The organism is Gordonia sp. NPDC003950, assembly GCF_053605205.1.
In genome coordinates, this window is sequence record NZ_JBSGIT010000007.1 from 100,998 (window position 1) to 127,347 (window position 26,350).

At 67.9% G+C, this 26,350-nt stretch carries 25 protein-coding genes; 10 read left to right on the top strand and 15 right to left on the bottom strand.

Features of this window, described 5'->3' with window-relative positions; translation table 11 throughout:
* Positions 1 to 4: 4 nt before the first annotated feature.
* Positions 5 to 1,024 carry a sigma-70 family RNA polymerase sigma factor gene (locus ACWETB_RS07995; RefSeq protein ID WP_449744647.1) on the bottom strand — a complete coding sequence of 340 codons (1,020 nt, stop codon included), beginning with the start codon at positions 1,022 to 1,024 and terminating at the stop codon, positions 5 to 7.
* A 276-nt stretch (positions 1,025 to 1,300) separates the two neighbouring features.
* Positions 1,301 to 1,699 carry a DUF3099 domain-containing protein gene (locus ACWETB_RS08000; protein ID WP_449744646.1) on the bottom strand — a complete coding sequence of 133 codons (399 nt, stop codon included), beginning with the start codon at positions 1,697 to 1,699 and terminating at the stop codon, positions 1,301 to 1,303.
* 118 nt (positions 1,700 to 1,817) lie between these two features.
* Here ACWETB_RS08000 and ACWETB_RS08005 point away from each other — a divergent pair, with 118 nt between their 5' ends.
* Positions 1,818 to 2,099 carry a DUF3039 domain-containing protein gene (locus ACWETB_RS08005; RefSeq protein WP_348803581.1) on the top strand — a complete coding sequence of 94 codons (282 nt, stop codon included), beginning with the start codon at positions 1,818 to 1,820 and terminating at the stop codon, positions 2,097 to 2,099.
* Between the two features lie 22 nt (positions 2,100 to 2,121).
* Here the strand turns inward: ACWETB_RS08005 and ACWETB_RS08010 are convergent, their stop codons facing one another.
* Complete coding sequence (locus tag ACWETB_RS08010; protein ID WP_452210427.1) at positions 2,122 to 3,450, bottom strand: YihY/virulence factor BrkB family protein; 1,329 nt, start codon at positions 3,448 to 3,450, stop codon at positions 2,122 to 2,124.
* Between the two features lie 283 nt (positions 3,451 to 3,733).
* Here ACWETB_RS08010 and ACWETB_RS08015 point away from each other — a divergent pair, with 283 nt between their 5' ends.
* Entirely contained in the window at positions 3,734 to 5,455 is a 1,722-nt protein-coding gene (locus ACWETB_RS08015; RefSeq protein ID WP_452210429.1) for a DEAD/DEAH box helicase, read from the top strand.
* Positions 5,456 to 5,621: 166 nt separating this feature from the next.
* On the opposite strand, the gene ACWETB_RS08020 is transcribed toward ACWETB_RS08015, so the two are convergent.
* The 4 genes from ACWETB_RS08020 to ppgK all read right to left on the bottom strand — a co-directional run bounded on the left by ACWETB_RS08020 (position 5,622) and on the right by ppgK (position 9,804).
* Positions 5,622 to 5,828 (bottom strand): DUF7455 domain-containing protein, encoded by a 207-nt coding sequence (locus ACWETB_RS08020; protein WP_348803585.1) that lies wholly within the window; start codon positions 5,826 to 5,828, stop codon positions 5,622 to 5,624.
* 250 nt (positions 5,829 to 6,078) lie between these two features.
* On the bottom strand, positions 6,079 to 7,032 hold the full coding sequence (locus ACWETB_RS08025; RefSeq protein ID WP_452210431.1) for a sulfite exporter TauE/SafE family protein: 954 nt from the start codon (positions 7,030 to 7,032) through the stop codon (positions 6,079 to 6,081).
* 358 nt (positions 7,033 to 7,390) lie between these two features.
* On the bottom strand, positions 7,391 to 8,851 hold the full coding sequence (locus ACWETB_RS08030; RefSeq protein ID WP_452210433.1) for an RNA polymerase sigma factor: 1,461 nt from the start codon (positions 8,849 to 8,851) through the stop codon (positions 7,391 to 7,393).
* A gap of 164 nt (positions 8,852 to 9,015) precedes the next feature.
* The gene (ppgK, locus tag ACWETB_RS08035; protein ID WP_449744641.1) at positions 9,016 to 9,804 is read right to left on the bottom strand and encodes a polyphosphate--glucose phosphotransferase; all 789 of its coding nucleotides are present in this window, start codon (positions 9,802 to 9,804) and stop codon (positions 9,016 to 9,018) included.
* Positions 9,805 to 10,034: 230 nt separating this feature from the next.
* On the opposite strand from ppgK, the gene ACWETB_RS08040 reads away from it, so the two are divergent.
* Positions 10,035 to 10,931 (top strand): inositol monophosphatase family protein, encoded by an 897-nt coding sequence (locus tag ACWETB_RS08040; protein ID WP_449744640.1) that lies wholly within the window; start codon positions 10,035 to 10,037, stop codon positions 10,929 to 10,931.
* 38 nt (positions 10,932 to 10,969) lie between these two features.
* On the opposite strand, the gene cei is transcribed toward ACWETB_RS08040, so the two are convergent.
* A complete protein-coding gene (cei, locus tag ACWETB_RS08045; RefSeq protein ID WP_452210435.1) occupies positions 10,970 to 11,686 on the bottom strand; it encodes an envelope integrity protein Cei in 717 nt (238 codons plus the stop codon).
* A gap of 427 nt (positions 11,687 to 12,113) precedes the next feature.
* Here cei and ACWETB_RS08050 point away from each other — a divergent pair, with 427 nt between their 5' ends.
* The gene (locus tag ACWETB_RS08050) at positions 12,114 to 12,413 is read left to right on the top strand and encodes a DUF4193 domain-containing protein (protein ID WP_348803593.1); all 300 of its coding nucleotides are present in this window, start codon (positions 12,114 to 12,116) and stop codon (positions 12,411 to 12,413) included.
* Between the two features lie 50 nt (positions 12,414 to 12,463).
* Here ACWETB_RS08050 and ACWETB_RS08055 read toward each other — a convergent pair whose 3' ends face one another.
* Entirely contained in the window at positions 12,464 to 13,030 is a 567-nt protein-coding gene (locus tag ACWETB_RS08055) for a DUF3093 domain-containing protein (protein WP_449744638.1), read from the bottom strand.
* 22 nt (positions 13,031 to 13,052) lie between these two features.
* On the opposite strand from ACWETB_RS08055, the gene dut reads away from it, so the two are divergent.
* On the top strand, positions 13,053 to 13,550 hold the full coding sequence (gene dut / locus ACWETB_RS08060) for a dUTP diphosphatase (RefSeq protein WP_348803595.1): 498 nt from the start codon (positions 13,053 to 13,055) through the stop codon (positions 13,548 to 13,550).
* Between the two features lie 143 nt (positions 13,551 to 13,693).
* Positions 13,694 to 14,581: a DUF3710 domain-containing protein gene (locus tag ACWETB_RS08065; RefSeq protein ID WP_449744637.1), complete on the top strand. Its 888-nt coding sequence runs from the start codon at positions 13,694 to 13,696 to the stop codon at positions 14,579 to 14,581.
* Positions 14,582 to 14,633: 52 nt separating this feature from the next.
* Here ACWETB_RS08065 and ACWETB_RS08070 read toward each other — a convergent pair whose 3' ends face one another.
* Positions 14,634 to 15,380 (bottom strand): alpha/beta hydrolase, encoded by a 747-nt coding sequence (locus ACWETB_RS08070; RefSeq protein WP_452210438.1) that lies wholly within the window; start codon positions 15,378 to 15,380, stop codon positions 14,634 to 14,636.
* Positions 15,381 to 15,556: 176 nt separating this feature from the next.
* Between ACWETB_RS08070 and ACWETB_RS08075 the strand changes: the two genes are divergently transcribed.
* Positions 15,557 to 15,931 (top strand): OB-fold nucleic acid binding domain-containing protein, encoded by a 375-nt coding sequence (locus ACWETB_RS08075; RefSeq protein WP_449744635.1) that lies wholly within the window; start codon positions 15,557 to 15,559, stop codon positions 15,929 to 15,931.
* 121 nt (positions 15,932 to 16,052) lie between these two features.
* Here ACWETB_RS08075 and ACWETB_RS08080 read toward each other — a convergent pair whose 3' ends face one another.
* Together ACWETB_RS08080 and ACWETB_RS08085 are read right to left on the bottom strand one after the other, a co-directional pair.
* Positions 16,053 to 16,712 carry a potassium channel family protein gene (locus ACWETB_RS08080; RefSeq protein ID WP_348803599.1) on the bottom strand — a complete coding sequence of 220 codons (660 nt, stop codon included), beginning with the start codon at positions 16,710 to 16,712 and terminating at the stop codon, positions 16,053 to 16,055.
* 73 nt (positions 16,713 to 16,785) lie between these two features.
* Complete coding sequence (locus tag ACWETB_RS08085) at positions 16,786 to 17,448, bottom strand: potassium channel family protein (protein ID WP_449744633.1); 663 nt, start codon at positions 17,446 to 17,448, stop codon at positions 16,786 to 16,788.
* Positions 17,449 to 17,640: 192 nt separating this feature from the next.
* Here ACWETB_RS08085 and ACWETB_RS08090 point away from each other — a divergent pair, with 192 nt between their 5' ends.
* From ACWETB_RS08090 to dxs, 3 genes are all read left to right on the top strand, one after another.
* The gene (locus ACWETB_RS08090; RefSeq protein ID WP_452210441.1) at positions 17,641 to 19,650 is read left to right on the top strand and encodes an APC family permease; all 2,010 of its coding nucleotides are present in this window, start codon (positions 17,641 to 17,643) and stop codon (positions 19,648 to 19,650) included.
* The gene (locus ACWETB_RS08095) at positions 19,647 to 20,996 is read left to right on the top strand and encodes a class I SAM-dependent RNA methyltransferase (RefSeq protein WP_449744631.1); all 1,350 of its coding nucleotides are present in this window, start codon (positions 19,647 to 19,649) and stop codon (positions 20,994 to 20,996) included. The genes ACWETB_RS08090 and ACWETB_RS08095 overlap by 4 nt, the downstream gene beginning before the upstream one ends.
* A 206-nt stretch (positions 20,997 to 21,202) precedes the next feature.
* The gene (gene dxs / locus ACWETB_RS08100; RefSeq protein WP_449744630.1) at positions 21,203 to 23,194 is read left to right on the top strand and encodes a 1-deoxy-D-xylulose-5-phosphate synthase; all 1,992 of its coding nucleotides are present in this window, start codon (positions 21,203 to 21,205) and stop codon (positions 23,192 to 23,194) included.
* A gap of 64 nt (positions 23,195 to 23,258) precedes the next feature.
* On the opposite strand, the gene ACWETB_RS08105 is transcribed toward dxs, so the two are convergent.
* The 3 genes from ACWETB_RS08105 to ACWETB_RS08115 all read right to left on the bottom strand — a co-directional run bounded on the left by ACWETB_RS08105 (position 23,259) and on the right by ACWETB_RS08115 (position 26,297).
* Complete coding sequence (locus tag ACWETB_RS08105; RefSeq protein ID WP_452210444.1) at positions 23,259 to 24,179, bottom strand: hypothetical protein; 921 nt, start codon at positions 24,177 to 24,179, stop codon at positions 23,259 to 23,261.
* 205 nt (positions 24,180 to 24,384) lie between these two features.
* A complete protein-coding gene (locus ACWETB_RS08110; protein WP_452210446.1) occupies positions 24,385 to 25,671 on the bottom strand; it encodes an HRDC domain-containing protein in 1,287 nt (428 codons plus the stop codon).
* Positions 25,668 to 26,297, bottom strand: coding sequence for a DUF3000 domain-containing protein (locus ACWETB_RS08115; protein ID WP_449744627.1), 630 nt, complete (start codon positions 26,295 to 26,297; stop codon positions 25,668 to 25,670). The genes ACWETB_RS08110 and ACWETB_RS08115 overlap by 4 nt, the downstream gene beginning before the upstream one ends.
* Positions 26,298 to 26,350 lie beyond the last annotated feature (53 nt).

Genomic DNA, 26,350 nt, shown 5'->3' on the forward strand with positions numbered 1-26,350 from the left:
TCGATCAGCTGGCGTAGGCGCGCAGACGCTCGGCGCGGTCGCCCTGACGCAGCTTGCCCATCACCTCGCGTTCGATCTGACGCACCCGCTCGCGGGAGAGTCCGAACATCCGGCCGATCTGATCGAGCGTGCGGGGCTGCCCGTCGTCGAGTCCGTAGCGCATCCGGATCACCTGCTGCTCGCGCTCGTCGAGCGTCGCGAGCACGGCCCGCACGTCGGAGTGCAGCAGTCCGGCGATCACCGCGTTCTCGGCCGAGGTCGCCTCGGCGTCCTCGATGAAGTCGCCGAGCGGTGCCTCCTCGTCACTGCCGACGGGCATGTCCAGGCTCACCGGATCACGGCTGTGATCGAGCAGGTCGGCGATCTTCTCCGCCGGGATGCCCGACTCGGTGGCCAACTCGTCGTCGGTCGCCTCCCGTCCGAGCTGCTGATGCAGTTCACGCTTGATCCGGGCGATCTTGTTGACCTGCTCCACGAGGTGGACGGGCAGCCGGATCGTGCGGCTCTGATCGGCCATGCCGCGGGTGATCGCCTGCCGGATCCACCAGGTGGCGTAGGTCGAGAACTTAAAGCCCTTGGCGTAGTCGAACTTCTCCATCGCACGGATCAGCCCGAGGTTGCCCTCCTGGATGAGGTCGAGCAACGGCATACCGCGTCCGGTGTAGCGCTTGGCCAGCGACACCACCAGGCGCAGGTTGGCCTCGAGTAGATGCGAGCGGGCCATCTCACCCTCGCGGATGACCGTGTTCAGATCGCGCTTCTTCGCGGCCGACAACCGCTTCTTGGTCGCCAACACGTGCTTGGCGTACAGGCCGGCCTCGATCTGCTTGGCGAGTTCGACCTCCTGCTCGGCGTTGAGCAGTGCGGTGCGACCGATCCCGTTCAGATAGACACGAACGAGATCGGCCGCGGGTGACTGAGCGTCGAGATCCTGCTCGGTCATGGCGGGTCGTGTGGAGGTGCTGGGTGCGTCGGTGAGATCAGTGAACGACGTGGTGGAGCGAGCAACGGTGGAGCGTGACATTCCGGCCTCCTGACTTAGGTGCATACAACCGGTCCAACGCGGATGTGTGGACGAAAGTTCCCCGGACGTGCTGGCGCCCCCGCTGTCACGAGTGCGGTGAGCTGCGCAAACGCAACAGTGGCTGCCGGAGCTGCTGAGAAGTTGCTGAGATGGTGAAGTGCCGGAACACGATCACGCACCCCGCGCGGGCGTTGCCGGTGACGTGCTCGGGACGACGAGGCCGCTCCGGGGCGGCCCGTCAGTTCTCGTGCGGCCCGTCAGTTCTCGTGCGGCCCGTCAGTTCTCGTGCGGCCCGTCGACGGTCGTCGAGTCGATGCTGCGGCCCGAGGGGCCCAGCGCCGGTGGTCCCACCACGTGATGATCGGGTCCGTACTTGTACTGCGGAACCTCGCCGCGTTTGCGGGGCGGACGATCGTTGGCGATCAGCACCGCGACCCAGGGCAGCGGAATCGACGCCGCGATGATCGCCAGGGCCCACCAGCCCGAACCCGTCGACGAGTACACGATGCCCGCGATGATCAGCGCCGGGACGCGGAAGGCCATCAGCGTGAGGTATTTGCGCACCCGGGCACGATGTTGCTCGTCGTACGGCGTGGGTGCACCGGTGATCAGGAAGGCGTCGGCGTTCCGGCGATCTCCCGTGGATCGCTGCGCCGCGTCGTGTTGATCACCCATGGATCCACTGTCCCACTTTCGTCGACCGCGCGCACCGTCGGGTTCGGCGGACATGTCGGGGTCGGGTCGCTGCTCGCGCGCTGGTGACCCGGGCCGGTCGTGGCGCACAATAGAAGCCATGCCCACCGAAACCATTGAGCGTCCCGATCTCGACGAGCGGATCGACACCGACACCCGGACAGACGAGCGGCCCGACGCCGACGCCACCGACCACGGCGATGACGATCGCCCCAAGTTCTTCCACTACGTCAAGAAGGACAAGATCGCCGAGAGTGCCGTCATGGGCAATCATGTCGTCGCGCTGTGCGGGGAGACCTTCCCGGTGACACGTTCGGCCAAGCCCGGCTCACCGGTCTGCCCGAAGTGCAAGAAGATCTACAACCGGATGCGGAAGAGCTGAGTGCCGGCGCCGCCGGGCGGCGTCACCCGTCGTCGGACCGATTGCGTCGGATCGGTCCGCTCGACAGCCGGTCCGGCAACGTCTTGAGTTGCTCGGTGACCTCCGCGGTCTGACTGTGCACCCACTTGCGGACGTGAATGGTGACGGCCGGTTTGGCCGGCCACAGCGACTGCACCGCCGCATTGAACTCGGCACCGATCACGATGGCGAACCCCAGGAAGAATGTGAACAGCAGGAAAGCGATCGGGGTTGCGAGCGCGCCGTAGCTGTAGCCGGCGCGGGTGATGGCGGCGAGGTAGAGACGCAGGAAGTAGCTCGCCACCCAGAAAGCGATTCCCGCGACGACGGCGCCGCCGACGAGTCGATGCCACGGCAGCGGGTTCGGAAGCGCCAGGTGATACAGCGTGGTCAGCACCAGCAACAGCAGCAGCGCGACGAACGGGAAGTAGCCGATGTTGATCGCCGAGGTCACCAACGGGTCCCAGGACTCGGGAACGATGTCGCGCAGGTAGTTGGGGCCCAACGCCACCAACGGCAGCAGCGGCACCGCGACGGTCAGGAACGCCAGGTAGAGCAGCAGCGCGAAGATGCGTTGCCACACCGGGTTTCGGACCTCGTGCTGGTCGTGGGCACGCACGATGGAGGCGACGAAACATGACACCGCCGACGACCCGGCCCACAGTGACAGCACGAAACCGATCGACACCACGCCCACCCGGCCGCGGCCCAGGACGTTGTCGACGGTCGGCTTGATCAGGTCGTCGACGACATTCGGGGAGAAGGTGCGTTGGGCGAAGGACAGGATGCGTTCGTAGATGACGTCGACGGTGTCCGGGCCGAACCACCCGGCCACGTAGCCGACGCTGCCGAGCAGCCCGAGTAGCAGCGGAGGCAACGAGAGGGCCTGCCAGAACGCCGCTTGCGCCGCCCAACCGACGATGCCGTCATCCCAGGCCTTGACGATCGTGCGCCAGACGAGTGTCGGGATGTTGCGGACCACGGGCGTGCGGGGCTGCGGTGGAGCGTCGGCCGGGTCGTCCTGACCGGTGCGCGGATCCGACGGAGCGGTGTCACGTTCCTTCGACAGCGTCCGATGGTGTGCGTCCGGCGCGTCGAGTTCCACCGACACCGGCGCCGGGTTGCGTCGCGGAGCGGATAACGGTGCTGTCGGGGTCTCACCGCGCGGTGGATGCGGCGTCACGGGCCGGGCGGGACCGATCACATCGGTGTCGGCCCCCGCGCCCGCGGGTGCCGGGCCACCGCCCGCCGGGCGCGGCGCCGGACCGCCGGCCGTGACGTCGGGCCGCCGTCGCCGGGGTGCCCCCGGCGACACGGTGTCGTCGGGGGTCATCGGTGCGGGATTGCGGCGTCGGGTGCTGATGTGTCCAGCATCCCCGATCAGGCCCGGCGATGGGCGACCACCCCACGCGCGACACGCGGGGCGGGGTGTGGCCGACACGCCGCACCGAGGAGGAGGACGCGGATATCACAGGAGTGTCGGCGGGTGCAGGGCCCGAGGGGCTCGGTAGAGTTGTCGCGTCCGCGCGGTGCGTCACCGCTTGCGCCCCATCGCGATCCCTGTCCCCAGCCCGTGTTTCCCTGTCCAGCACTGCCGACCCTCGGAGCCAGCACCCTTGACCTCTGCCGAAAACGTTGTCGTCCCCACGGTTTCGGGACCGCCGCTGCGGGCCTGGCAGCGCCGGGCCCTGACGCGGTACCTGGCGCAGGGCCCGAAGGACTTTCTGGCCGTGGCCACGCCCGGCGCGGGCAAGACCACATTCGGGCTGCGTGTCGCCCGCGAGTTGCTCGACGATCGGACCATCGAGCAGATCACCGTCGTGACACCGACCGAACACCTCAAGCATCAGTGGGCCCAGGCGGCCGCGCGGGTGGGGATCGCGCTTGATTCCCGGTTCAGCAACTCGGCCGGTCAGACGAGCACCGACTTCGACGGTGTGGCGGTGACCTACGCGCAGGTGGCCGCACACCCGACCCGGCACCGGGTGCGGACCGAGAACCGCCGCACGCTGGTCATCCTCGACGAGATCCATCACGGTGGTGACGCGAAGTCGTGGGGTGAGGCGATCCGGGAGGCCTTTGACGACGCCGAACGCCGGCTCGCGCTGACCGGAACCCCGTTCCGGTCGGATGACTCACCGATCCCGTTCGTCACCTACGAACCCGAGCCGGGTGGCGGCCAGCGGTCACGTGCCGACCATAGCTACGGCTACTCCGATGCCCTCGCCGACGGCGTCGTGCGGCCGGTGGTGTTCCTGGCCTACTCGGGTCAGGCGAGTTGGCGCACCAACGCCGGTGAGGAGTTCACCGCGCGTCTCGGGGAGCCGTTGTCGGCCGAACACACTGCGCGGGCGTGGCGAACCGCGCTCGATCCGCACGGCGACTGGATTCCCGCGGTGCTGCAGGCCGCGCACACGCGCCTGGGGCAGATCCGTGCCGCCGGGATGCCCGACGCCGGTGGCCTGGTGATCGCGACGGATCAGTCCGTGGCCCGCGACTACGCCGAACTGATCGAGTCGATCACCGGGCGGGCACCCACGCTGGTGCTCTCCGACGACCCGAAGGCGTCGTCACGGATCGCGGAGTTCGCCGCGTCCGACGACCAGTGGATGGTCGCGGTCCGGATGGTGTCCGAGGGGGTGGACGTGCCGCGGCTCGCGGTCGGCGTGTACGCGACGAGTTCGTCGACGCCGCTGTTCTTCGCCCAGGCGATCGGTCGGTTCGTGCGGTCACGTCGGCCGGGAGAGACCGCGAGTGTCTTCCTGCCGTCGGTACCGGTCCTGCTCACCCTGGCCAGCGAGATGGAGGCGCAGCGGGACCACGTCCTGGGCAAGCCGCATCGCGAGAGCGACGGCCTGGACGACGCACTGCTCATCGATGCCAACAAGCAGAAGGACGAGCCGGGGGAGGACGAGCGCGGATTCCAGTCGCTGCACGCCGACGCCGAACTCGATCAGGTGATCTTCGACGGTTCGTCGTTCGGTACCGCGACCTTCTCGGGAAGCGAGGAGGAATCCGACTATCTCGGGTTGCCGGGCCTGCTCGACGCCGATCAGGTGCGTGCGCTGCTGCGCAAACGCCAGGAGACCCAGGTGGAGCAGCGCACCGCGGCGGCGTCGGCGCCACCCGCCGAGGCACCACAGCGGGCGACGGGTGAGAATCTGGCGGCGCTGCGCAAGGAACTCAACACCCTGGTCGCCATGCATCACCACCGGACGGGCAAACCGCACGGCGTCGTGCACAGCGAACTGCGTGCCAAGCTCGGCGGACCGCCCACGGCGATGGCGTCGGGCGATCAGCTGCGTGAACGTATTCAGGCGCTGCGGGAGTGGCGCTGACCCTCGCCCCACGGCCGGGTGGCTTCCGGGCCGCGACACGAAACGACCCGGGACCGGTGGCGCCTGCCACCGGACCCGGGTCGTGGGTCCCTCGGTGTGGAAATCGGGGCCGATCGATCGGGTGTGATCGGATCGGTTGGTCCGGCCGGTTCGGCCGGACACCGGTTCAGACGAGTTCGCCGGCAGATTCGTCGACGGTCGCCTGCAGTTCCACGAGACGTGCCTCGTGCTCATTGAAGTGATGCCGGCAGAAGAGGAGTTCGCCGCCCTTCGGGAGAACGGCACGCACCTTCGCTGCGGCGCCGCAGCGGTCACAACGGTCCGACGCGGTCAACGGCAGGGAGATCGGGGGTGTGGTCGCGATGTCAGGCATTGTTTCCTCCGTCCCGGTCCGGCACTCGCAGGTGCCATTCCTTCTTGAGCCGACACATCCGGGCGATGCATCAACCTCACTGTGTCAGACGTTGTGGGGTTGCGTATTGTTCCGCGCACCCGTCGGCGTGTGTCGTCACTCACCCGTAACACGCGTGCGCCGCCCGCAACACGAGATCAAATCCCTGTTACCGGCGGCGCGACGTGGATCACATTCACCGTGAGCGGAATGTGAAGGGCGGTCGGCGATCTCAGCCCGCGGCGACGGCCGGGGACGGCGCTTCGGTGGCTCGTTCGCGTTCCTCCCGCAGTGCGCTGATGGCGTCGGAGGACTCCAGGTCGCGGTCCCGCAGATATTCGCGCAGCGAGTAGGCGAATGCGGCGGCCCAGGCCACGACGATGACGGTGTAGATGACCGTCTGCGCCGGACGGGGGACGTCGACGAGATCGGCGCGCAGCAGGGTGCGCGTATTCGTCAGGATGATCAGTCCACCGACCGAGGAACCCAGCAGTCGCGGCGGCACATGCCGCACCAGCCACGCGGCCAGGGGTGCGGCCAGCACACCACCGACCAGGATGGCGCCCACCCATGCGGAGTTGATGCCCTGCGATCCGAGGCTCACGAGGAATCCGAGGCTGGCCGCGACCGCGATGATGAACTCGCTGGTGTCGATCGATCCGATGACCTTGCGGGGTTCGAGACGCCCGCTGGCCAGGATCGCCGGGGTGCCGACCGGTCCCCAGCCGCCGCCACCGGTGGCGTCGACGAACCCGGCGACCAGGCCGAGAGGTGACAGGAATCGTTTGCGCAGCGGCTTGCCGAGGTGTTCGCGGGGAATGCCGGAGAAGGTGAAGCGAACCAGGATGTAGAGGCCCAACGCCAGCAGGATGGCGGCCATCACCGGCGCGGCCGCCTCGGTGGACAGGTGCGAGAGGACCGTGGCGCCGACGAATGCGCCGATGGCGCCGGGAAGCGCGATCCGGCGGACGACCTTCCAGTCGACGTTGCCGAACCGCCAGTGGGAGACGCCGGAGACCAGGGTGGTGCCGATCTCGGCGAGGTGGACGGTGGCCGACGCCGCCGCGGGGTTGGTGCCGATCGCCAGCAGCAGGGTGGTCGTGGTGACGCCGTAGGCCATGCCGAGGCTGCCGTCGACGAGTTGGGCGGCGAAGCCCACGAGGCCGATGAGGACGAGAGTGCGCATCAGTGGATGTCTTTCGGTGGTGACGGTGAGGGTGCGAGCCGATCAGCGGTTGCGAGGACAGATCGCGACCGACGGCGCAGGTGTGTGTGGGGGGGCGTGCCCGCGCTCAGGTCACCGACACAGCATGGATGCGACCCGTAACAGGTCGACGAGGCGACGGCTGACCAGCACGGGGAGCCCTCGGATGTCGGAAAGCGGCATGCCGGACATCCTATGAGTGACCGGGGCGCGGTACCGCATCGGTGCCGGGGTCGCGATCAGCACGGGCGCAACCCTTGACACGGGTGCCGACAGGGGGCCGTGAACGATCAACGCCCCGGCCATGCGGCCGGGGCGTTGATCTGATGATGCGGCGTTGTCAGTCCAGGTAGTCGCGCAGGACCTGGGACCGCGACGGGTGGCGCAGCTTCGACATGGTCTTCGACTCGATCTGCCGGATGCGTTCGCGCGTCACGCCGTAGACCTGTCCGATCTCGTCCAGCGTGCGCGGCTGACCGTCGGTCAGACCGAAACGGAGTCGGACGACGCCGGCCTCACGTTCGGAGAGGGTTTCCAGCACGGACTGCAGCTGATCCTGTAGCAGCGTGAAGCTCACCGCGTCGACCGCGACGACCGCTTCGGAGTCCTCGATGAAGTCACCGAGCTGCGAATCGCCTTCGTCGCCGATGGTCTGATCCAGCGAGATCGGTTCACGCGCGTACTGCTGGATCTCCAGCACCTTCTCCGGCGTGATGTCCATCTCCTTGGCGAGTTCCTCGGGGGTCGGCTCGCGGCCGAGGTCCTGGAGGAGTTCGCGCTGGATACGGCCGAGCTTGTTGATGACCTCGACCATGTGGACCGGGATGCGGATGGTGCGGGCCTGATCGGCCATGGCACGGGTGATGGCCTGGCGGATCCACCAGGTGGCGTACGTCGAGAACTTGTAGCCCTTGGTGTAGTCGAACTTCTCGACCGCACGGATCAGGCCCAGGTTGCCCTCCTGGATGAGGTCCAGGAAGGCCATGCCGCGGCCGGTGTAACGCTTGGCCAGCGAGACGACGAGACGCAGGTTGGCCTCGAGGAGGTGATTCTTCGCCCGGTTGCCGTCGCGCGAGATCCAGTTGAGGTCTCGTTTGGCGGCGGTGGACACCTTCTCGCCGGATGCCAGCATGCGCCGCAACCGCTCGGTGGCGAACAGGCCGGCCTCGATGCGCTTGGCAAGTTCGACCTCCTCCTCGGCGTTGAGCAGTGCGACCTTGCCGATCTGCTTGAGGTAGGCACGCACCGAATCGGCCGATGCGGTCAGTTCCGCGTCCTTGCGGGCCTGCCGCAGGGCCTCGGATTCCTCTTCGTCCCAGACGAAGTCGCCGGACTTGGCCTCCTTGGCGTCCTCTTTGGGCTTGGCTGCGGTGGCCTTGGAGGTACCGGTGGCGGCGGCCGGTGCCGGCGCGTCGGTCTTGGTGGCGTCGCCGTCGGCCTCGGCATCGTCCTCGTCGTCGTCCGAGTCGTCCTCGGACTCGTCCTCGGCGTCGTCGTCGATCTCGACGTCATCGATCTCGACGTCGTCGAGCTCGGTGTCGGGGACGTCGATGTCGTCGATCGAGGTGGGCTCGTCGTCGGAATCCTCGGTGGCATCGGCGGCGCCCGTGGCCACGGCCTTGGCGGCGGTCTTCTTCGCAGCCTTGCGGGCCGGGGCCTTCTTTGCTGCGGTCTTGCGGGCGGTTGCTTTCTTGGCCGCCTTCTTGGCGACCTTCTTCGCGGGTGCCTTGTCAGCCGCGGGGGCGGTTGACGTCGGATCCTCGACCTCGGCGTCGTTCTGGCGGGTCTGGGTGGCTGCCACGTACAACCTTTCGGATACGAATCGTGTCTATCGTTGCGGCAGCGGTGAGCCGTCGCTGATCAGGGCTTGATCCGGCGTGAAGTCGCCGGTGCGGACCATTGTAACGACACCCTCCGGCCGAATGTGACAAAGGCCTGGTCAGGATGGCTGTGTCAAGGTCACGGTCAGACGCGGAGACCCTGGTTGACGGCCATCGCGGCCCCGACGATGCCCGCGGTGTTGAGTAGGGTGGCCGGCACCACCGGGGTGGAGTTGGTCAGCAGCGGAATCCACTTGTCGGACTTGCGGCTGATTCCGCCTCCGGCGATGAAGAGTTTGGGCCAGAACAGGGCCTCGTACTCCTTGAGAACGGTCGACACCTTCTGGGTCCACTTCCCATACGACCATCCCTTCTCCTCCTTGATCCGTGAGGACGCCTGGTGCTCGGCCTCCTTGTTGCCGACGATGAGGTGCCCGAGTTCGGTGTTGGGCACCAGGGTTCCGTTGATGAGGATGGCCGAGCCGATCCCGGTACCGAAGGTCAACAGCATAACCACGCCGCTGACGCCCTTACCCGCCCCGTAAGCGTCCTCGGCCATCCCGGCGGCGTCGGCGTCGTTGAGCACCGACACCTGCCGTCCGCCCATCATCTCGCTGAAGAGGGCGTACACGTCGGTCCCGATCCAGGCGGGATCGATGTTGGCAGCGGTCCGCATCACACCGTCGGTGATAACGCCCGGCAGGGTGATGCCGACCGGTCCGGCCCAGTCGAAGTGGGCCACCACCTCGGCGACGCCCCCGGCGACCGCATTGGGTGTCGCGGGCTTGGGGGTGAGGACCTTGAACCGCTCGCCGACCAGCGCACCCGTGTCGAGGTCGACGATCCCGCCCTTGATGCCCGACCCGCCGACATCGACGCCGAAGCCCAGATTCGTTGCGGTGGTGGGGGAGTCGGGCACTGCGGAGTCGGTCATGGCGAGTCCTCTCAGGCGATGGTCGGGTGCCGGCCGACGATCACGCTCGCCGCGGCGTCTTCAGGCTATCGACACCGCGCGCAGGTCGCAGGGGTGTGCGGAGAACTCTCGTCGGGGGCGCCGGGCCCGACTTGCCCGATCGCACCGTCGGCCGGCGGGTGTGCTCACATGGAACGGTGGAGCACGCAGACAGGCAGGGTGTCGTCGACCATCGGTCCGGGAGTTCGGACGTGTCCGAGGCGGGTGGGGGCGCGGCCGACATCGACCCGGCGTCGTTGGGCGCGGTGGCGGTTGCGGTGGCGCACGAGGCCGCCGCACACGTGCGCACCCGACGGCCGGAACTGTTCGGTGGACCGGGTCCCGGCGCGGCCGAGGACGGCGTCGACGATGCGGTGACGACCAAGTCGACGCCCACCGATCCGGTCACCGTGGCCGACACCGAGACCGAGGCACTGATCCGCGCGATGCTGCATCGGCTGCGGCCCGGTGACCACGTCCTCGGGGAGGAGGCCGGCGGCAGCGTCGCCGTGCCGACCGGAGTGCGCTGGGTCGTCGACCCGATCGACGGGACGGTCAACTTCATGTACGGCATCCCGGCGTATGCGGTGTCGGTGGCCGCGCAGATCGACGGGCGATCGGTGGCGGGTGCGGTGGTCGACGTCGCACGGCGGGTCACCTACTCGGCGACGCTGGGTGGCGGTGCCGTCATGACCGTCGACGGAGTGCGAACCCCGTTGCGATGCAACGCCATCGACGAGGTGGGCCTGGCGTTGGTGGCCACCGGTTTCGGGTACGACGCCCGCCGGCGGCGTGCGCAGGGGGCGCTGGTGGCGCAGTTGCTGCCCAAGGTGCGGGACTTGCGCCGGATCGGGGCCGCCGCACTTGATCTGTGCATGGTCGCCAGCGGTGCCGTCGACGCGCACATCGAACACGGCCTGAGTCCCTGGGATTGGGCGGCGGGTGGGCTCATCGCCGCCGAGGCGGGCGCGAGAGTGCTGTTGCCGCCGCCGGATTCACGCTCGGACGACGGTCATCCCACGATCGCGGTGGCACCGGGGATCGCCGAGAGTTTCATCGCACTCCTCGACTCGGTCGATGCCCGGAGGGCGCTGCCCGCCCAGGCATGATCTGAGGCCGAACCCCGCGCCGGTCGCGGCGGGCGCGATCAGCAGCGCTGGGAATGCACGGCGCTGACCAGACCCGGGTCGACGCCGCTCTGCGGGTTCTTCGGATCCGCCGACCGCAGCGCCTCCAGCGCCGCCTGCGCATCCTGGGACTGCTCCTGGGCCTCGTAGTACTCGCCGAGCGCGACGTCGACGTCGGTGCCGCGACGTCCGTCGTTGACGAGTTGGGCGCACGGGATCGCGAGCCACACCGCCGCCGCGGCCGCCTGTCCGGCCGGGCCGAAGCGGATCTGCGCGACACAGTTGAGATCGTGGTTGGGGTAGAGCGGGTCGTCGCCGTAGGCGGAGTCGCTGGCCGGGGTGAAACCCTGCGCCGTCAGATCGCCCGACGCCGAGCGTGCCGCGCCGCGCTGTGTGGACGCGTTGAGCACCCGCACCTGGAATGTCGACAGCGCCGCCGGAGCGACCTTGAGCATGTCGTCGCGATCGACGACGGTGGAGGTCGGTTGTTCGGCGGAGGTCGGCGCCGGGGCCGCGTCGGCCGGTGCGGAATCGGTGGCGGAGGCACTCGCCGGGGTCGGAACGTTGCAGTCGGTGGGCGTCGCGTCGGCCTCCGAGCCCGCCAGCGCCACCGACCAGGCGATGACCCCCAGGGCAGCGAGCACGGCCAACACGATGAGAATGGGCCGGCTTCGGCGTCGGCGATACGGTCGCCCGTTGTGATCGGTGGGGTAACCGGTCGTAATCTGCGAGACCACCGTGGACTGCGCTCCTTCATCGCCAGCGGATTTGGGCCCACTGTAGAGGGTCCGTCCGTCGCCGGATCGGAGGCGGCGCCGACCAGAGATGGCACCGTGACATTCTCCGCGCCCACCGGGTGGCGGAGAGGAACGGGCTGCGTCGAGTGGCGATCGAGCCCGACCGAGCGGCGGTGACCGGCGTGATTGACTCTGTGCGATGTCTCCACTATGCTTCGGGCGCCCGCTCTCCCGAGCCCGAGGCGAGTAGGCATCAAAACGTGAGCAACTTCACAACGATCCGGTGGTCGATGGGTAACGAATCGCCCCGGTCATGACGTTGTAGGTACGCCGGCAAGACAATCCCGGCATGTACGGCACCCAGGGTTCATGACGGTCACAAGCCGAGGACTGCGTGGTGCGCTCCTCCAACCAGGTAAGGCACACAATGGCTACTGATTATGACGCGCCACGACGCACGGAGAGCGAAGACCTGAACGAGGACTCGCTCGAGGAACTGAAGGCGCGGCGCAGCGAGGCACAGGCCGCGGCCGTCGACGTCGACGAGACAGACACCGCGGAGTCGTTCGAACTCCCCGGGGCGGACCTGTCCGGTGAAGAACTGTCGGTGCGGGTCATCCCGAAGCAGGCCGACGAGTTCACTTGTAGCAGCTGTTTTCTCGTTTATCACCGCAGTCGACTCGCCCGTGAGAACGGCTCGTCGATGATCTGCGTCGACTGCGCCTGAGGTCGTCGGGGCGCTGCCCGGCGAACGGCGGGCCGGGTCGCCGGTGACCCTTATGAGGGCGCCGCGGCGTCCGGCACTCCGAGGGCTTCCAGCAATTCGCCGGGCCGACGGGTCGACACCAGCCAGTACGGGGTCGGGTCGTCGGGGTCGTCGAGAACCAACAGCACCATCGTCTTGACCCAGGCGTGGTGCACCAGGAATGCGGCCGGGTCGAGCTGGCGTCCCAGGGCCGCGCTCTTCGCCGAGGCGCTGATCGTCGCACCTCGAGCTATCACCGAACGCGGCAGGCGCGCCTTGCCCGCCCGGAGTTCGCCATCGGTCGTCACCCGGATGCGTGTGCGACCCATCGACCAGAGCGCCAACGCGCACACGATCGCGGTACCCACGTATCCGAGGTATCCCCATCCCGAACGGTGTGCCGAGAGCTCGATCTCGTGCCCGACCACGCCGGTCACCACCGCCGCGGCCAGCCACCACCACCACGGGACGCTCAGTCGTTCGTCGAAACGTGTGTCGCCCCCGGTGGCCCGATCGGCTGCGGAGCCACCGGCCGACCCGACGGCATTGCCTGCGGTCTGGGCGTCGGGATGGGACTCGCTGGGTTCGGGATCACTCACAGGGCCAGCGTAGTCTGCCAGCGTGACATCAGATCTCACCCCTGGTCCGAGCGACTCGCTGCCACCGGTTCGGGTCCGCCGCCTCGATCCCGATCTTCCGCTGCCGGCCCGGGCACACCCGGGCGACGCCGGCGTCGACCTCTGTTCCACCATCGACCTCGAACTTCCCGCCGGCCGTCGCCAACTGGTCGGCACGGGGATCGCCATCGCACTGCCGGTGGGCACGGTGGGCCTGATTCATCCCCGATCCGGGTTGGCGGCGCGCGCCGGGCTGTCGATCGTGAACACGCCCGGCACCATCGACGCCGGCTACCGCGGTGAGATCAAGGTGTGCCTGATCAACCTCGATCCGAGCGAGCCGATCCACATCGCACGCGGCGACCGCATCGCCCAACTGGTCATCCAGCGTGTCGAGCTCCCGTCGTTCGTGGAGGTCGACGAGCTCGACGAGACCAGCCGCGGCGCCGGTGGATACGGGTCCAGCGGTGGCCACGCCGCACTGTCCGGCCCCGAGTCCTGAAGAACGCGCATCCCCCGACATTTCCGGCCGGCGTCGACCGTTACCGCTGACCTCCGACGTCGCGGTCGGCCCGTCGATTACCCTGCACACGGGAAGGTCGGCACACCGTGGTTCGCGGTGAGGGCAGGAGATTGAGACAGAAGATGGCAGCGGACGACGAACTGCGGGTCGGGCAGGCGCGTGGACCCTACGACATCGACGAATTGGCCACGCCGGCCGAAGAATTGGCGAACTCTCATCTGGATCTGGGTTCGGTGCTGGTCCCCGTGGTCGAGGGGGGACAGGTGACCGTGGAGATGTCCCCGGATCATCAGCCGGAGGCGGTGTACCTCGTCACCCCGCACGGCCGGATCAGCGTGACGGCCTTCGCGGCACCACGGTCACCGGGCCTGTGGCGCGAGGTCGTGCGCGAGCTCGCGGCTTCCCTGCGCGACGAAGGTGCCACCGTGAGCGTCGAGGATGCGCACTGGGGTCGTGAGGTCCTCGCGGAGGTCCCCGGTGGCGCCCACCGCTTCATCGGTGTCGACGGTCCCCGATGGATGGTCCGGTGTGTGGCCAGCGGTCCGGACGAGTCACGGGACCAGCTGAGCCAATTGGCTCGGGCGGTGCTGGCCGAGTCCGTGGTCCGGCGCGGCAAGGACCCGCATCCGCCCCGGGAGATGCTCCCGATCGTCTTGCCGCCGGTCCTCGCCGAGCAGGTGGCCGCCGCACAGCAACAGATGGCGCAGCAGATGGGCGGTGCCGTGCCGCCCGGAGCCGCACCGGGCACCGAAACCTCACCGGTACCCGCCCCGGCTCAACCCGAGGACGTCGCCGAGACCCGCGTCGACAACGATGATGTGGATGGCGATCTCGGTGAGGACATCGACGTCGAACGCATCCCGGGCGGTGCGCTCGAACAGATCGAACAGGCCACCCTCGTGCGTGAGGCCGACCCGGCCGCCGACGTGATCAAGGAGGAGTCCGAGGCGATCCCGCCGTCGTCGGGTTCGGCGATGCAGCGCTTCCGGCGTCGCCGTTCCAAGAGCTGAGCCGTTCCAAGAGCTGAGCCGTTCCCCGAGCTGGATCGGGCCTGGGCGGCGCTCACCGCACGAGTTCACCCCACGCCCGCGCGCAGGAGCGCCCCAGAACGGACGGATCCTGTCCCCACTCGTGCAGACCCACGCGCACGAGGTGCGCCTCGGGCGCCGCGGCACACCAATGTTCCGCGACCTCGAGCGGATGCAGCGGGTCATCGGCTGCCGCGGTGATCGCCAGGGGCACGGCGAGGTGTGCGATGTCGTCGACCGTCGGGGCCCGATACCGCGCGGCCTGCTCCAACTGGCCGACCAGACCCGGGTACAGGGCCCGCCAGCTGCGGGTGAGTTCGGCACCCAGCCACGTGGGACTGCCGTGGCGCATCGCGGCGATCGTGGCCTCCAGCCCATCGATGCGCAGCGCCCGTGCGGTCGCCGCGGCGCTCTGGGCGGCGAGCGTCCAGTCGCCGACCCCGCTCCACGCCGGCAGGGCGGCCCACACCCCGGCGCACCGATCCGACCCGTCGGGGGCCCGATCCGACTCGCCGCCGCCAAGTGCCCAGTCGAGGGCGATGGCGGCTCCGATCGAGATGCCGCCCACCAGAATCCGGCCGTACCGTTCCGCCGATTCGTCCAGGCGCCGGCGGTGACCCTCGACGAGATCCTCCTCGGGTTGCAGGGAGATCAGTTCCACACCCATCCGCGCGGCGGCCGCACCGAAAGCCCGCCGGACGAAGTCGGCGTCCGAGCCTGTTCCGGGCATCACGACGAGCGCCGACACCGCGGTGTGAGACCTGCCATTCGTGCTGGTCACGGCGTGTATGTCATTCGCGGGCATGCCACGATCATGCCGTGCGCTGTACGCGTCGTGAGCTTGGGTCTACGCTGAGGCCAAGCACCCACGTCGGGGCGTCGAGTACTACATCAAGGCCCGGCCCACAAGGCACCACGACCCCGACTGGGCGAAGGCACATCGTCTTGGAGGTTGCGATGCCGACAGCCGGATATCTCAAGCGGCTGACGAAGCGGTTGACCGAGGATCTCGGCAACGCCGATGCGCAGCAGATCGCTGCCGAATCCGAAGCGACCGGCGCTCAGCGCGCCGTCGAGTGTTGCCGCGGTGACGAGGTCACCATGCACGGGGAACTGCGATCGGTGGAGATGTGTTCGCGCACCGCCAAGAGCGGAGTCCGGGCCGAGTTCTTCGACGGAACCGACGTCGTGATGCTGAAATGGCTGGGACGCAACCGGATCCCGGGAATCGAACCGGGCCGGAAGTTGACCGTACGGGGTCGCCTCGGCGAGCATGACGGCACCAAGGTGATCTACAACCCGTACTACGAGCTCTACGGCGACGAGGACTGACGGAGCGCACCACGAAGGCGGCCCACTGCGGCCGCCTTTCTGCTGCCCGGCGAGCAGTGCCCGGCTCGACGTGCGGGCTCTACCGTTGCCGCCGGGGGCTGTGTGCCCCTGGATCTGGCGGCTACTCGATCCGCATCGCGGCGTGCAGCGCGGGTTCGGCCTCGGCCGGTGCGATGAACACCAGTTCGTCGCCGCCCTCGAGCGGATCGTCGCGTTCGGGCACGATCACCCTGCCGCCGCGCAGGATCGCCACGAGCGCAGCATCTCTGGGCAACTGAAGCTTGTGAACGGGGCGGCCGGCGAGTGGCGTGTTCGCAGGCAACGTGAGTTCGACCAGGTTGGCCTGTCCCTGGCGGAATGTCATCAGGCGCACCAGATCTCCCACGGAGACCGCCTCCTCGACGAGCGAGGCGAGCAGCCGCGGCGTCGACACCGCGACATCGACGCCCCACTCCTCGCCGAAAAGCCACTCGTTGCGGGGGTCGTTGACCCGGGCGACCACCCGATTGACGGCGAACTCCGTCTTCGCGAGAAGACTCACCACCAGGTTGGCCTTGTCGTCGCCGGTCGCGGCGATCATCACGTCGAAGGACTGCAGATTCGCCGACTCGAGATTCGACAGCTCACAGGCGTCGGCGAGTAGCCATTGCGCGCCGGGGACGGCGTCGGTGTCGATGTGATCGGACTTGCGCTCGAACAAGGTGACCTCGTGCGAGTTGACGAGCAGCTCGCGGGCAATCGATCGCCCGACGGCGCCGGCACCGGCGATGGCGACTCTCATGACGTTCTCCTGTCGAAGACGGTGGTGACGGGGCGGATGGGCAGCCCATCAGATCAATGGCCGTTGTTGGTGGTCAGTCGTCGGTCAGCGGAGCGGCCACCAGTGCGCGTGTCTCCGGCAACCGGTCGAGCAGCACCGCGGCGAACACCACATCGCTTTGCTGCAGAACGGTCTTCGCCTCCGGCAGCACCGGCGTACCGACGCGGTTGAGGAAGGCGATCCGGGCGCCGGTGCGCTCCTGGAACTTGATCGAACTCGTCCCGATCCACGACTCGTGGATGTCGAGTTGCGCGATCGCCAACGTCCCCGACGGGTCACGCCACTCGGTGGTGGTCGAGGTCTCGCCGAGGGCCGAGACGAAACGTTCGGTGGTCCACGGCACCGTCGCCACCGTCGGGATGCCGAGGCGTTCGTAGACCGCCGCGCGTTTGGCGTCGTAGATGCGGGCCACCACGCGTTCGATGTCGAAGGTCTCGCGTGCCACGCGCGCGGAGATGATGTTGGAGTTGTCTCCGGAGGAGACGGCGGCGAAGGCGTCGGCTTTCTCGATTCCGGCGCGGATCAGCACGTCTCGATCGAATCCGACACCGACGATGCGATCACCGGTGAAGGCATCGCCGAGGCGCGCGAAGGCCGATGCGTCACGATCGATCACCGCGACCTCGTGCCCACGCTTCTGCATGGCCATCGCCAGCGCCGATCCGACTCGTCCGCAGCCCATGATGACTACTCGCACAGCGGTCCTTTCACGGTGCACCCTTTCCGGCGATCACTTGCCTGTGGGGTTCGCCCACGACTCGGCGGCGCAGGGATTCATCGACGCCACCAACGACCGCGTCGTCCATGCAGAGATGAACCTACCCGTACTGCCCGGCCGATGATGCGAGTCCTGGTGGCCTTCGGGTATCGCAGGTTCTAGTGTTGCCTGGTGTCCACCGTGTCAAAGGTGTCCGTCGCGACGAAACGTCTGCTGCTGGGACGTCCATTCCGCAGCGACAGACTCGGCCACACACTGCTGCCCAAGCGCATAGCGCTACCGGTGTTCGCGTCGGACGCGATGTCATCGGTCGCCTACGCGCCGCAGGAGATCTTCCTGGTCCTCTCGGTCGCCGGGTTGTCCGCCCTGGCGTACACACCGTGGGTGGCGATCGCGGTCGCGATCGTGATGGCGGTCGTCGTCGCCAGCTATCGACAGAACGTGCACGCCTATCCCTCCGGTGGCGGTGACTACGAGGTGGCCACCGTCAATCTCGGTCCCACCGCGGGCCTGACGGTCGGCAGTGCGCTGCTGGTCGACTACGTCCTCACCGTCGCGGTGTCGATCTCGTCGGCGGCGGAGAACATCGGCGCGGCGATACCCTTCGTGCACGAGCACCGCGTCTGGTTCTGTGTCGCGGCAATCATCGTGCTGGCGGCGGTGAATCTGCGCGGGCTCAAAGAATCCGGGTCGGTGCTGGCAATTCCGACCTATGCCTTCATCTTCGGTGTGCTGGGCATGCTCATCTGGGGATTCCTGGAGATCTTCGTTCTGGGACGCGACGTGCAGGCCGAGACCGCGAACTTCGAGATCAGGGCCGAGAACAATCACCTGATGGGTATCGCGTTCGTGTTCCTCATCGCGCGTGCGTTTTCGTCCGGATGCGCGGCGCTGACCGGTGTGGAGGCGATCAGCAACGGGGTTCCGGCCTTCCAGAAACCCAAGTCGCGCAACGCCGCGACGACGCTGCTCCTTCTCGGCAGCATCGCGATCGTGCTGCTGCTGGGCATCGTCTTCCTTGCCGAGCGGATCGGCGCGAAATACGTGATGAATCCGGAGACCGACCTGATCGGTGCGCCCCCCGGCTACCAGCAGGAAGCCATGATCGCCCAGTTGGCGCACGCTGTCTTCGAGGGTTTTCCGATCGGGTTCTATTTCGTCGCGACCGTGACCGCCCTGATCCTGATGCTGGCGGCCAACACCGCCTTCAACGGCTTTCCGGTGCTCGGGTCGGTGCTCGCCCAGGATCGTTATCTGCCCCGCCAGATGCACACCCGCGGCGACCGGCTGGCCTTCAGCAACGGCATCGTGTTCCTTGCCGTCGCAGCGATGGCCTTCGTGATCGCCTTCGGTGGTGAGGTGACCGCGCTCATCCAGCTCTACATCGTCGGCGTGTTCGTGTCGTTCACCCTGAGCCAGACGGGCATGGTGCGGCACTGGACGCGGTTGTTGCGCACCGAAACCGACCCGAGTGCGCGTCGGCGGATGATGCAATCCCGGGTGATCAACACGGTGGGTCTGATCATGACGGCGACGGTGCTGGTGGTCGTGCTGATCACCAAGTTCACCGCCGGCGCCTGGATCGCGATCCTGGCGATGGTCATCCTGTTCGTGATCATGAAACTGATCCACCACCACTACGCCTCGGTCCAGCGCGAGCTCGAACGTGCCGCCGACGAGGACGAGCAGGTGTTGCCGAGCCGGACCCACTCGGTGGTGTTGGTCTCCACGCTGCACCTGGCCACCAAGCGGGCCCTGCTGTATGCCCGCGCCACCCGCCCCGACGTGCTCGAGGCGATCACGGTCAACGTCGACGATCGCGACACTCGGCGGCTGGTGTCGGAGTGGGAGGCCAGCGACATCCGGGTGCCGCTCAAGGTGATTGCGTCGCCCTATCGTGAGATCACCCGCCCGGTGATCGATTACGTCCGTCGCGTCCGACGAGAGTCGCCCCGCGATGTCATCACCGTGTTCATTCCGGAGTACGTGGTGGGGCATTGGTGGGAGCAGATCCTGCACAACCAGTCGGCTCTGCGGTTGAAGACGCGCCTGCTGTTCGAGCCCGGGGTGATGGTGACGTCGGTGCCCTGGCAGCTCACTTCGTCCGATCGCCGCAAGGCGGATCTGTCCTACAACGCCCCCGGTGACACCCGGCGTGCCCTGGGTGGCCCCGACTCGTGAGTGCGCCCGAGTTGCTGACGTTGGCTGTGCAGCGGCCCGCGAACGGCGGCACCGCCATAGCCCACGCACCCGACGGCCGGGTCGTGTTCGTCCGGGGCGCGATTCCCGGTGAGACCGTGACCGCGACGATCGTCGGAGAGAAGCCGGGATTTCTCTCCGCGGAGATCTGCGACGTTCTCGATCCGTCGCCCTATCGCATCGAAAACCGTTGTCCGGCAGCGGTTCACGGAGCAGGCTGTTGCGACTTCGCGTTCGTCGCGGCGGCCCACGCGCGAACTCTGAAGTCGCAGGTGCTCCGTGACGTCCTGATTCGGGTGGGCGGCTTCACGCCGGACACCCTCGACGTTCTCGAGGATGCGTCCGCGGCGGTTCGCGCACTCGACGACGCCGAGGTGGGTTGGCGGATCCGCACCCGACTGACCGTCGACGCCGACGGTCGTGCGGGGGTGCACGAACGAGGGACCGCGGGAATCGTCGTCGGACACCCCTGCGCGCAACCCGATTCGACGATGATCGTCGGCGTCGACGCCGGATACACACCGGGCGCCGAGCTCGCCATCGTGCTCGACGACGACGGTCACCGTCACATCACCGAACTGGCACCACCGAGTCCCGGAGGCGGTTCCGGTGGTCGGCGTCGGGCAACGCAGCGTCGAGGCACGGACCGGCGGGGTGCGGACCGCCGGTCGGCGCAACGACGTCGACGCGGTCGTGAGGGCGCTCGTGCGCTGACCGTGCTCGAGGGAGAGGCGGCCGCGGTGCACCGGGTGGGGGGCCGTAGCTGGCGCATCCCGGTGACCGGTTTCTGGCAGGGTCACCGCGCAGCACCTTCGGTGTATGCCGCGACGGTCGCCGAGTTCGTGCGGCGGTATCTCGGGGGTGTCGGCGTCGGGACGGGTGAGCCGGTGACGTGCTGGGACCTGTACGGCGGTGCGGGTGTGTTCGCTGCTGCTCTCCTCGACGACGTCGGTGCCGGTCGGGTGGACATCGTCGACTCCGACGGCGGCGCACTTGCGGCCGCCGAGGTGACCTTCGGTGACGATCCGCGGGTGCGGTGCCATCGTGGCGAGGTGGCGGAGGCCATCGGTGACCTTCCCACACCGGATGTCGTGGTTCTCGACCCGCCGCGGACGGGCGCCGGGGCACGGGTGATCGACGGCATCGTCGCCGCGGGTCCACCGGTGGTGGTGCACGTCGGTTGCGACGTCGGCCGGTTCGCGCGGGATCTGCGTCTGTGGACCGCCCGGGGATATCGGGTGCGAGCCATTGCGGGGTTCGATGCATTCCCTCTCACGCACCATCTGGAGGCCATCGCAGTACTGGTGCGGTCGACCTCACTCGTCTGAGGGTTTGTCGCCGTCGGGCTGACACCGCGACATCCGTAGACTGACACAGATGACCTTCGTCGCCTCCCGGCGTCGAGGGACGAATCCCCCGGGTCGAACCGGTGGGTTCGTGGTCGGGGGCCTGGAGCTCAAGGGTATTCACCGGGGCAGCCCGCCGGTGTGGCGCCGGACCCGCCGACCGTGGACGACAACATGATGGAGGAGTGATGGGCCAACTCGAGCACATCAATTCACCGGCGGATCTGCGTGCGCTCTCGCCCGAGGACGTCACCGCGTTGGCGAGTGAGATCCGCGATTTCCTCGTCGAGAAGGTGTCGGCGGTCGGCGGGCACCTCGGACCGAATCTGGGTGTCGTCGAGCTGACCCTGGCGCTGCATCGTGTCTTCCATTCGCCGATCGATCCGGTGATCTTCGACACAGGGCATCAGTGTTATGTGCACAAGATCGTGACCGGCCGGCGTGACGGGTTCGATTCGTTGCGGCAGAAGGGCGGCCTCACCGGGTATCAGGATCGTGCCGAGAGCCCGCACGACTGGGTCGAATCCTCACACGCCTCGGCCGCGTTGTCGTACGCCGACGGCCTCGCGAAGTCGTTCGCGCTCACCGGGCAGGACGAGCGGACCGTGGTCGCCGTCGTCGGTGACGGTGCGCTCACCGGCGGAATGTGCTGGGAGGCCATCAACAACATCGCCGGTGCCGATCGGCCGGTGGTGATCGTCGTGAACGACAACGGTCGATCGTATGCCCCGACCATCGGCGGACTCGCCAAACACCTGTCCGGACTGCGGCTGCAGCCGGGGTACGAGCGCGTGCTCGACGAGGGACGCAAGGTGGTGCAGAAGCTGCCGGTCGTCGGCGACCCGGCGTACGCGCTGCTTCACGGGATGAAGAGCGGCTTGAAGGATCTGCTTGCGCCGCAGGCGATGTTCACCGATCTCGGCCTCAAGTACGTGGGACCGGTGAACGGCCACGACGTGGAGGCACTCGAGTCGGCGTTCCGCCAGGCCAAGGCCTTCGGCGGGCCGGTGATCGTGCACACGGTGACCCGCAAGGGCATGGGGTATGCGCACGCGGAGAATCACGTTGCCGATCAGATGCACTCCACCGGAGTCATCGATCCCGCCACCGGCCGTGCCAAGACCGTGTCGCCCCAGGATTGGACGTCGGTGTTCTCCGCTGCGCTGATGGAGGCCGGCGCCGCCCGGGACGATGTGGTGGCGATCACCGCCGCGATGCCCGGCCCGACCGGACTGGCGCCCTTCGGCGAGCGGTACCCGGACCGGATGTTCGACGTGGGGATCGCCGAACAGCATGCGATGACCTCGGCGGCCGGGTTGGCACTGGGCGGTCTGCACCCGGTGGTCGCGATCTATTCGACCTTCCTCAATCGTGCCTTCGATCAGTTGTTGATGGATGTCGCGCTGCTGAAACTGCCGGTGACGCTGGTCCTCGATCGTGCCGGGATCACCGGCCCCGACGGTCCGAGCCATCACGGAATGTGGGATCTGTCGCTACTGGGCCTGGTTCCGGGCATCCGCGTCGCCGCACCTCGTGATGCGGTGCGGCTGCGAGAGGAGTTTGACGAGGCCTTGGACATCGGCGACGGACCCACTGCGCTGCGATTCTCCAAGGGTGCTGTGCCGGAAGACATTCGGGCGATCGAGCGTCTGGATGACGGGGCTGATGTGCTGCGGCGGGGCACCTCGCCGACTGAGCCGATCGGCGGTGACGTTCTCATCGTGGCGGTCGGCGCCTTCTGCGCGTTGGCCCTGGATACTGCGGAGCGACTGCGGAGTCAGGGAATCGAGGCCACCGTCGTCGATCCTCGATGGGTGTTGCCGGTCCCGCCATCGGTGGTCGAACTCGCCGGTCGTCACCGACTCGTGGTCACACTGGAAGACAGCGGTGTGCACGGAGGCGTCGGATCGGCGGTGGCCGCTGCACTGTCGGATGCGGATGTGACTGCGCCGGTTCAGATCCGGGGGATTCCTCAGCAATTCATCTCTCACGCTTCCCGCGGTGAGATCTTGTCGGAGCTCGGTCTGACCGCGCAGGACTTGGCGCGGTCCATCACGGCCACGGTCTCCGGAATGCAGGTGACCCCCGGACTCGACCGTGCTGCGCTCGACGATTCCGAACTCGATGTGGCGCATGACGACTCGACATCGGCGGAACTGGAGACACCGGACGCGGACTGACGCGTCCTCCGCACGGTCACAGTGATTTTGCGGCGGCGTGGTGCGTCCAGGCAGCAAGGCTGGTTCAGGAGGTGTCGAGCCGGTGGTGGATCCGGCCGCCGGCCTGGACTCGTTTGATTCGGCTGTTGCGTGGGTTGCTGCCGACGGCGGCCGGTTCCTCGAGCTCACGTTCGCGGTCGACGCGGCTGGGACGGATGCCGCCATCACGGATGCGGTGCTCGCGTGGCTGACTTTCGGTGGTCGGGTCGCGGACCCGGACTCGGGTGCGCGAGGCACACTCCAGCCCGGCAGTGGTGTCGGGGTCGTCGGGATCGTCGGTGATCGCAACACCGTCTCCGTCGAAGATGACCAGGTCGGTGTCCCCGGTGTCGGTGACACCGGGTTCGTCGGGGTGCTCGACACCTGCGGCGTCGGGCCTGTCCCGTTGGTCGGGTGGTTGGGGCTCGACGGGATCGGATTGGGCAGCGCCTGAATCGTATTTGTCGACGCCTGGTTCGGGCTGGTCGGCGACGCCTGACTCGTGGTCGTCGCCCTCATCAAAGCTGTCGACAACGTTGGACCAGTCGGCGGCCGGAGCCGGATGATCTTTCGAAACACCACGATCGGATGGGGTTTCGGCCCCGACGGTCGGTGCCGCGTCCTCGTGGTCGGACTCGCTGTCAGCGTCCGAACTCGCCGAGTTGTCGATGTCGGCGGCGGTGGCGTCGGAATCGACCGACTCGGCCTCACCACCTGCGTCACCGTCAGCCGCGTCGGCATCGACGCTCTCGGCGTCAACCACGTCGGCGTCAACCACGTCGGTGTCTGCGGGTTCGGTTGCCCCGGCACCACTACCGGCGTCGGTGCTGGTGTGGTCGCGGTGGATGTGGTCGCGGATCTGGTCGAGTTCCTGCTTGTAGGGGGGCGGTGATGTCGGGGTGGTCGTTGACGATTTTCGGGGTTGTCGGGCGTGGCTGGTACGGCGTTGAGTTGCCAGGATGTGCATGGACCAATGGGATTGGGGTGGTCAAGTTCTCAGAATGAAGGGCTCGACCGGCGGGTGAGGGGAGGGTCTCGGCCGGCCGGATGGGAGTGATCGACCGGCGCGGGTTGGTGAGCTGGGCCGGTGAGATTGGGGGTCGATCAGTGGATTAGATTCTCACCCAACTGCTTTGGGGTTCGCCGATCGGACCGGAGTGCGCGGCCGAAGGTCAGTCGGTTCCGTTCGAGTCGGCGGCGGAGTCGTCGATGCTGTTGAGTGCGCCGGCAATTGGGCCTGCGGTCAGCGTGCGTTGCCAGCCCCGGGCATCCCCTGCGGCCAGGCGCTCGTTTACCGCTTCCGCGGTGACCGGCACCGGTAGTCCCTCCCAGCACAGCTGCCGGACGAGTTCCGGGTGGAGCAGGTTCTCGGCGGGGAGATTGTTGGCCTCGGCGATTTCCTTCACCAGCGGACGGACTCGTGCGGCGCGCGCGGCGGCCTCGGGATTGCGCTGCTCCCATCGGCTTACCGGAGGTAGACCCGTCGTCGGGATCTTTCGCGGGGGGAGTTCGGCTTCGGGCATGTCGCGTGCGCGCAGCAGGGCCGACAACCACGTTCCCGACTGCTTGCGTTGGCGCGGCCCGCCGAATACGGGTAGACGGATGAGCTCGGCCGCGGACTGCGGCCCGGCCGCTGCGGCGGTCACGATCGCCGAATCGGGCAACACGCGTCCCGGCGCAACATCTCGTCGTTGCGCGATCTCCTCACGCGCCGTCCACAATTCGCGCACGGCGGCAAGGCCGCGCGCGGTCTTGATCGTGTGGATGTTGGCCGTTTTGCGCCAACGATCCCTTCGCGGCGGCGATGCCGGCCGCGCCAGGACGTACGCGAATTCTTCGCGGGCCCACTCCTGCTTTCCGGCCTCCGACAAGGCCGCATCCATGGCGTCCCGCAATTCCACCAACACCTCGACGTCGAGTGCGGCGTAGTTGAGCCACTCGTCGGGAAGGGGTCGACGTGACCAGTCGGCAGCGCCATGCCCCTTCTGCAGGCCGAGCCCGAGGAACTGCTCGACCATCGCGGCGAGGTTCACCCGAGTGAGTCCGAGAAGTCGGCCCGCGAGTTCCGTGTCGAACAGTTCCCGGCCCCGGAATCCGACCTCACGCAGACAGGGGAGGTCCTGATCGGCGGCGTGCAGAACCCATTCCGGTCCCTCGAGAACGTCGATGAGCGGGGTGAGTGCGTCGGGATGTTCGATGGGATCGATGAGAAAGCTGCCGGAACCGTGACGACGGATCTGGATGAGGTAGGCCCGCTGGGAGTACCGGTAACCCGACGCGCGTTCGGTGTCCAACGCGACCGGACCGTCGCCGGCCGCGAGTTGCTCAGCGGCACGGGCGAATTCCGTCGGACTCGTCAGTACCGCCAGCACCCCGTCGCGCGGTGCGAGCAGCGGCGTCGTGGCCGGCCGGTCATCTTCGGGGCCGTCGGGTGTATCGGGTGGGGCCGGATCGTTCACGCGGACCCGAGTTCGGTGACCCCGACCGGTGGAAGGCCCGCGGCCGAGGCCAACACATCGCAGAAGGCCTCGAGATGACCGCCGAGACCGTCGGCCGTCGGTGCCGTCCATGACGCCCGCAACTCCAGTTGGTGTGCGCGCGGTGGACCGGCGATGTCGCCGTAGCGGACCGAGCTGGTCGACGTCACGGTGCCGCCCAACGCGGTCACGCTCACGGCCGAACCACCCGGATGCCCGTCGTCGGACGCGGTGTGGCCGACCGGCACGCCGAGCGCATCGGACAACCAACTCCACGCGACCTCGGGCAGCAGTGGGTCCATCGCAAGAGCCGCCTCCATCTCTGCCTGGATGTAGGCGACCAGGCGCATCGTGCCGTTCCACGCGTCCTGGCCATCGGGGTCGTAGAGCAGGATCAAACGGCCGAAGGCGCTGCCCTGCGAGTCGGTGTCGACGTCGTCGGAGTCGGGTGGACTGACCTCGGCACCGACGGCATAACTGAAGGGCGCGAGACGCTGGGGTGGGCGGATGGGTCCGACCTCGATGTCGCGGCGGATGCGGGCGGAATGCAGCGACTCGACCGCGATGCGGAAGTCGGCAGGCTCCGTCGGAGCTCCGGAGGAGGTCACGCTCCCGACAGTATGACGAGGACCACGCCCGGCGATGGAGGCGCGCCGGGTGA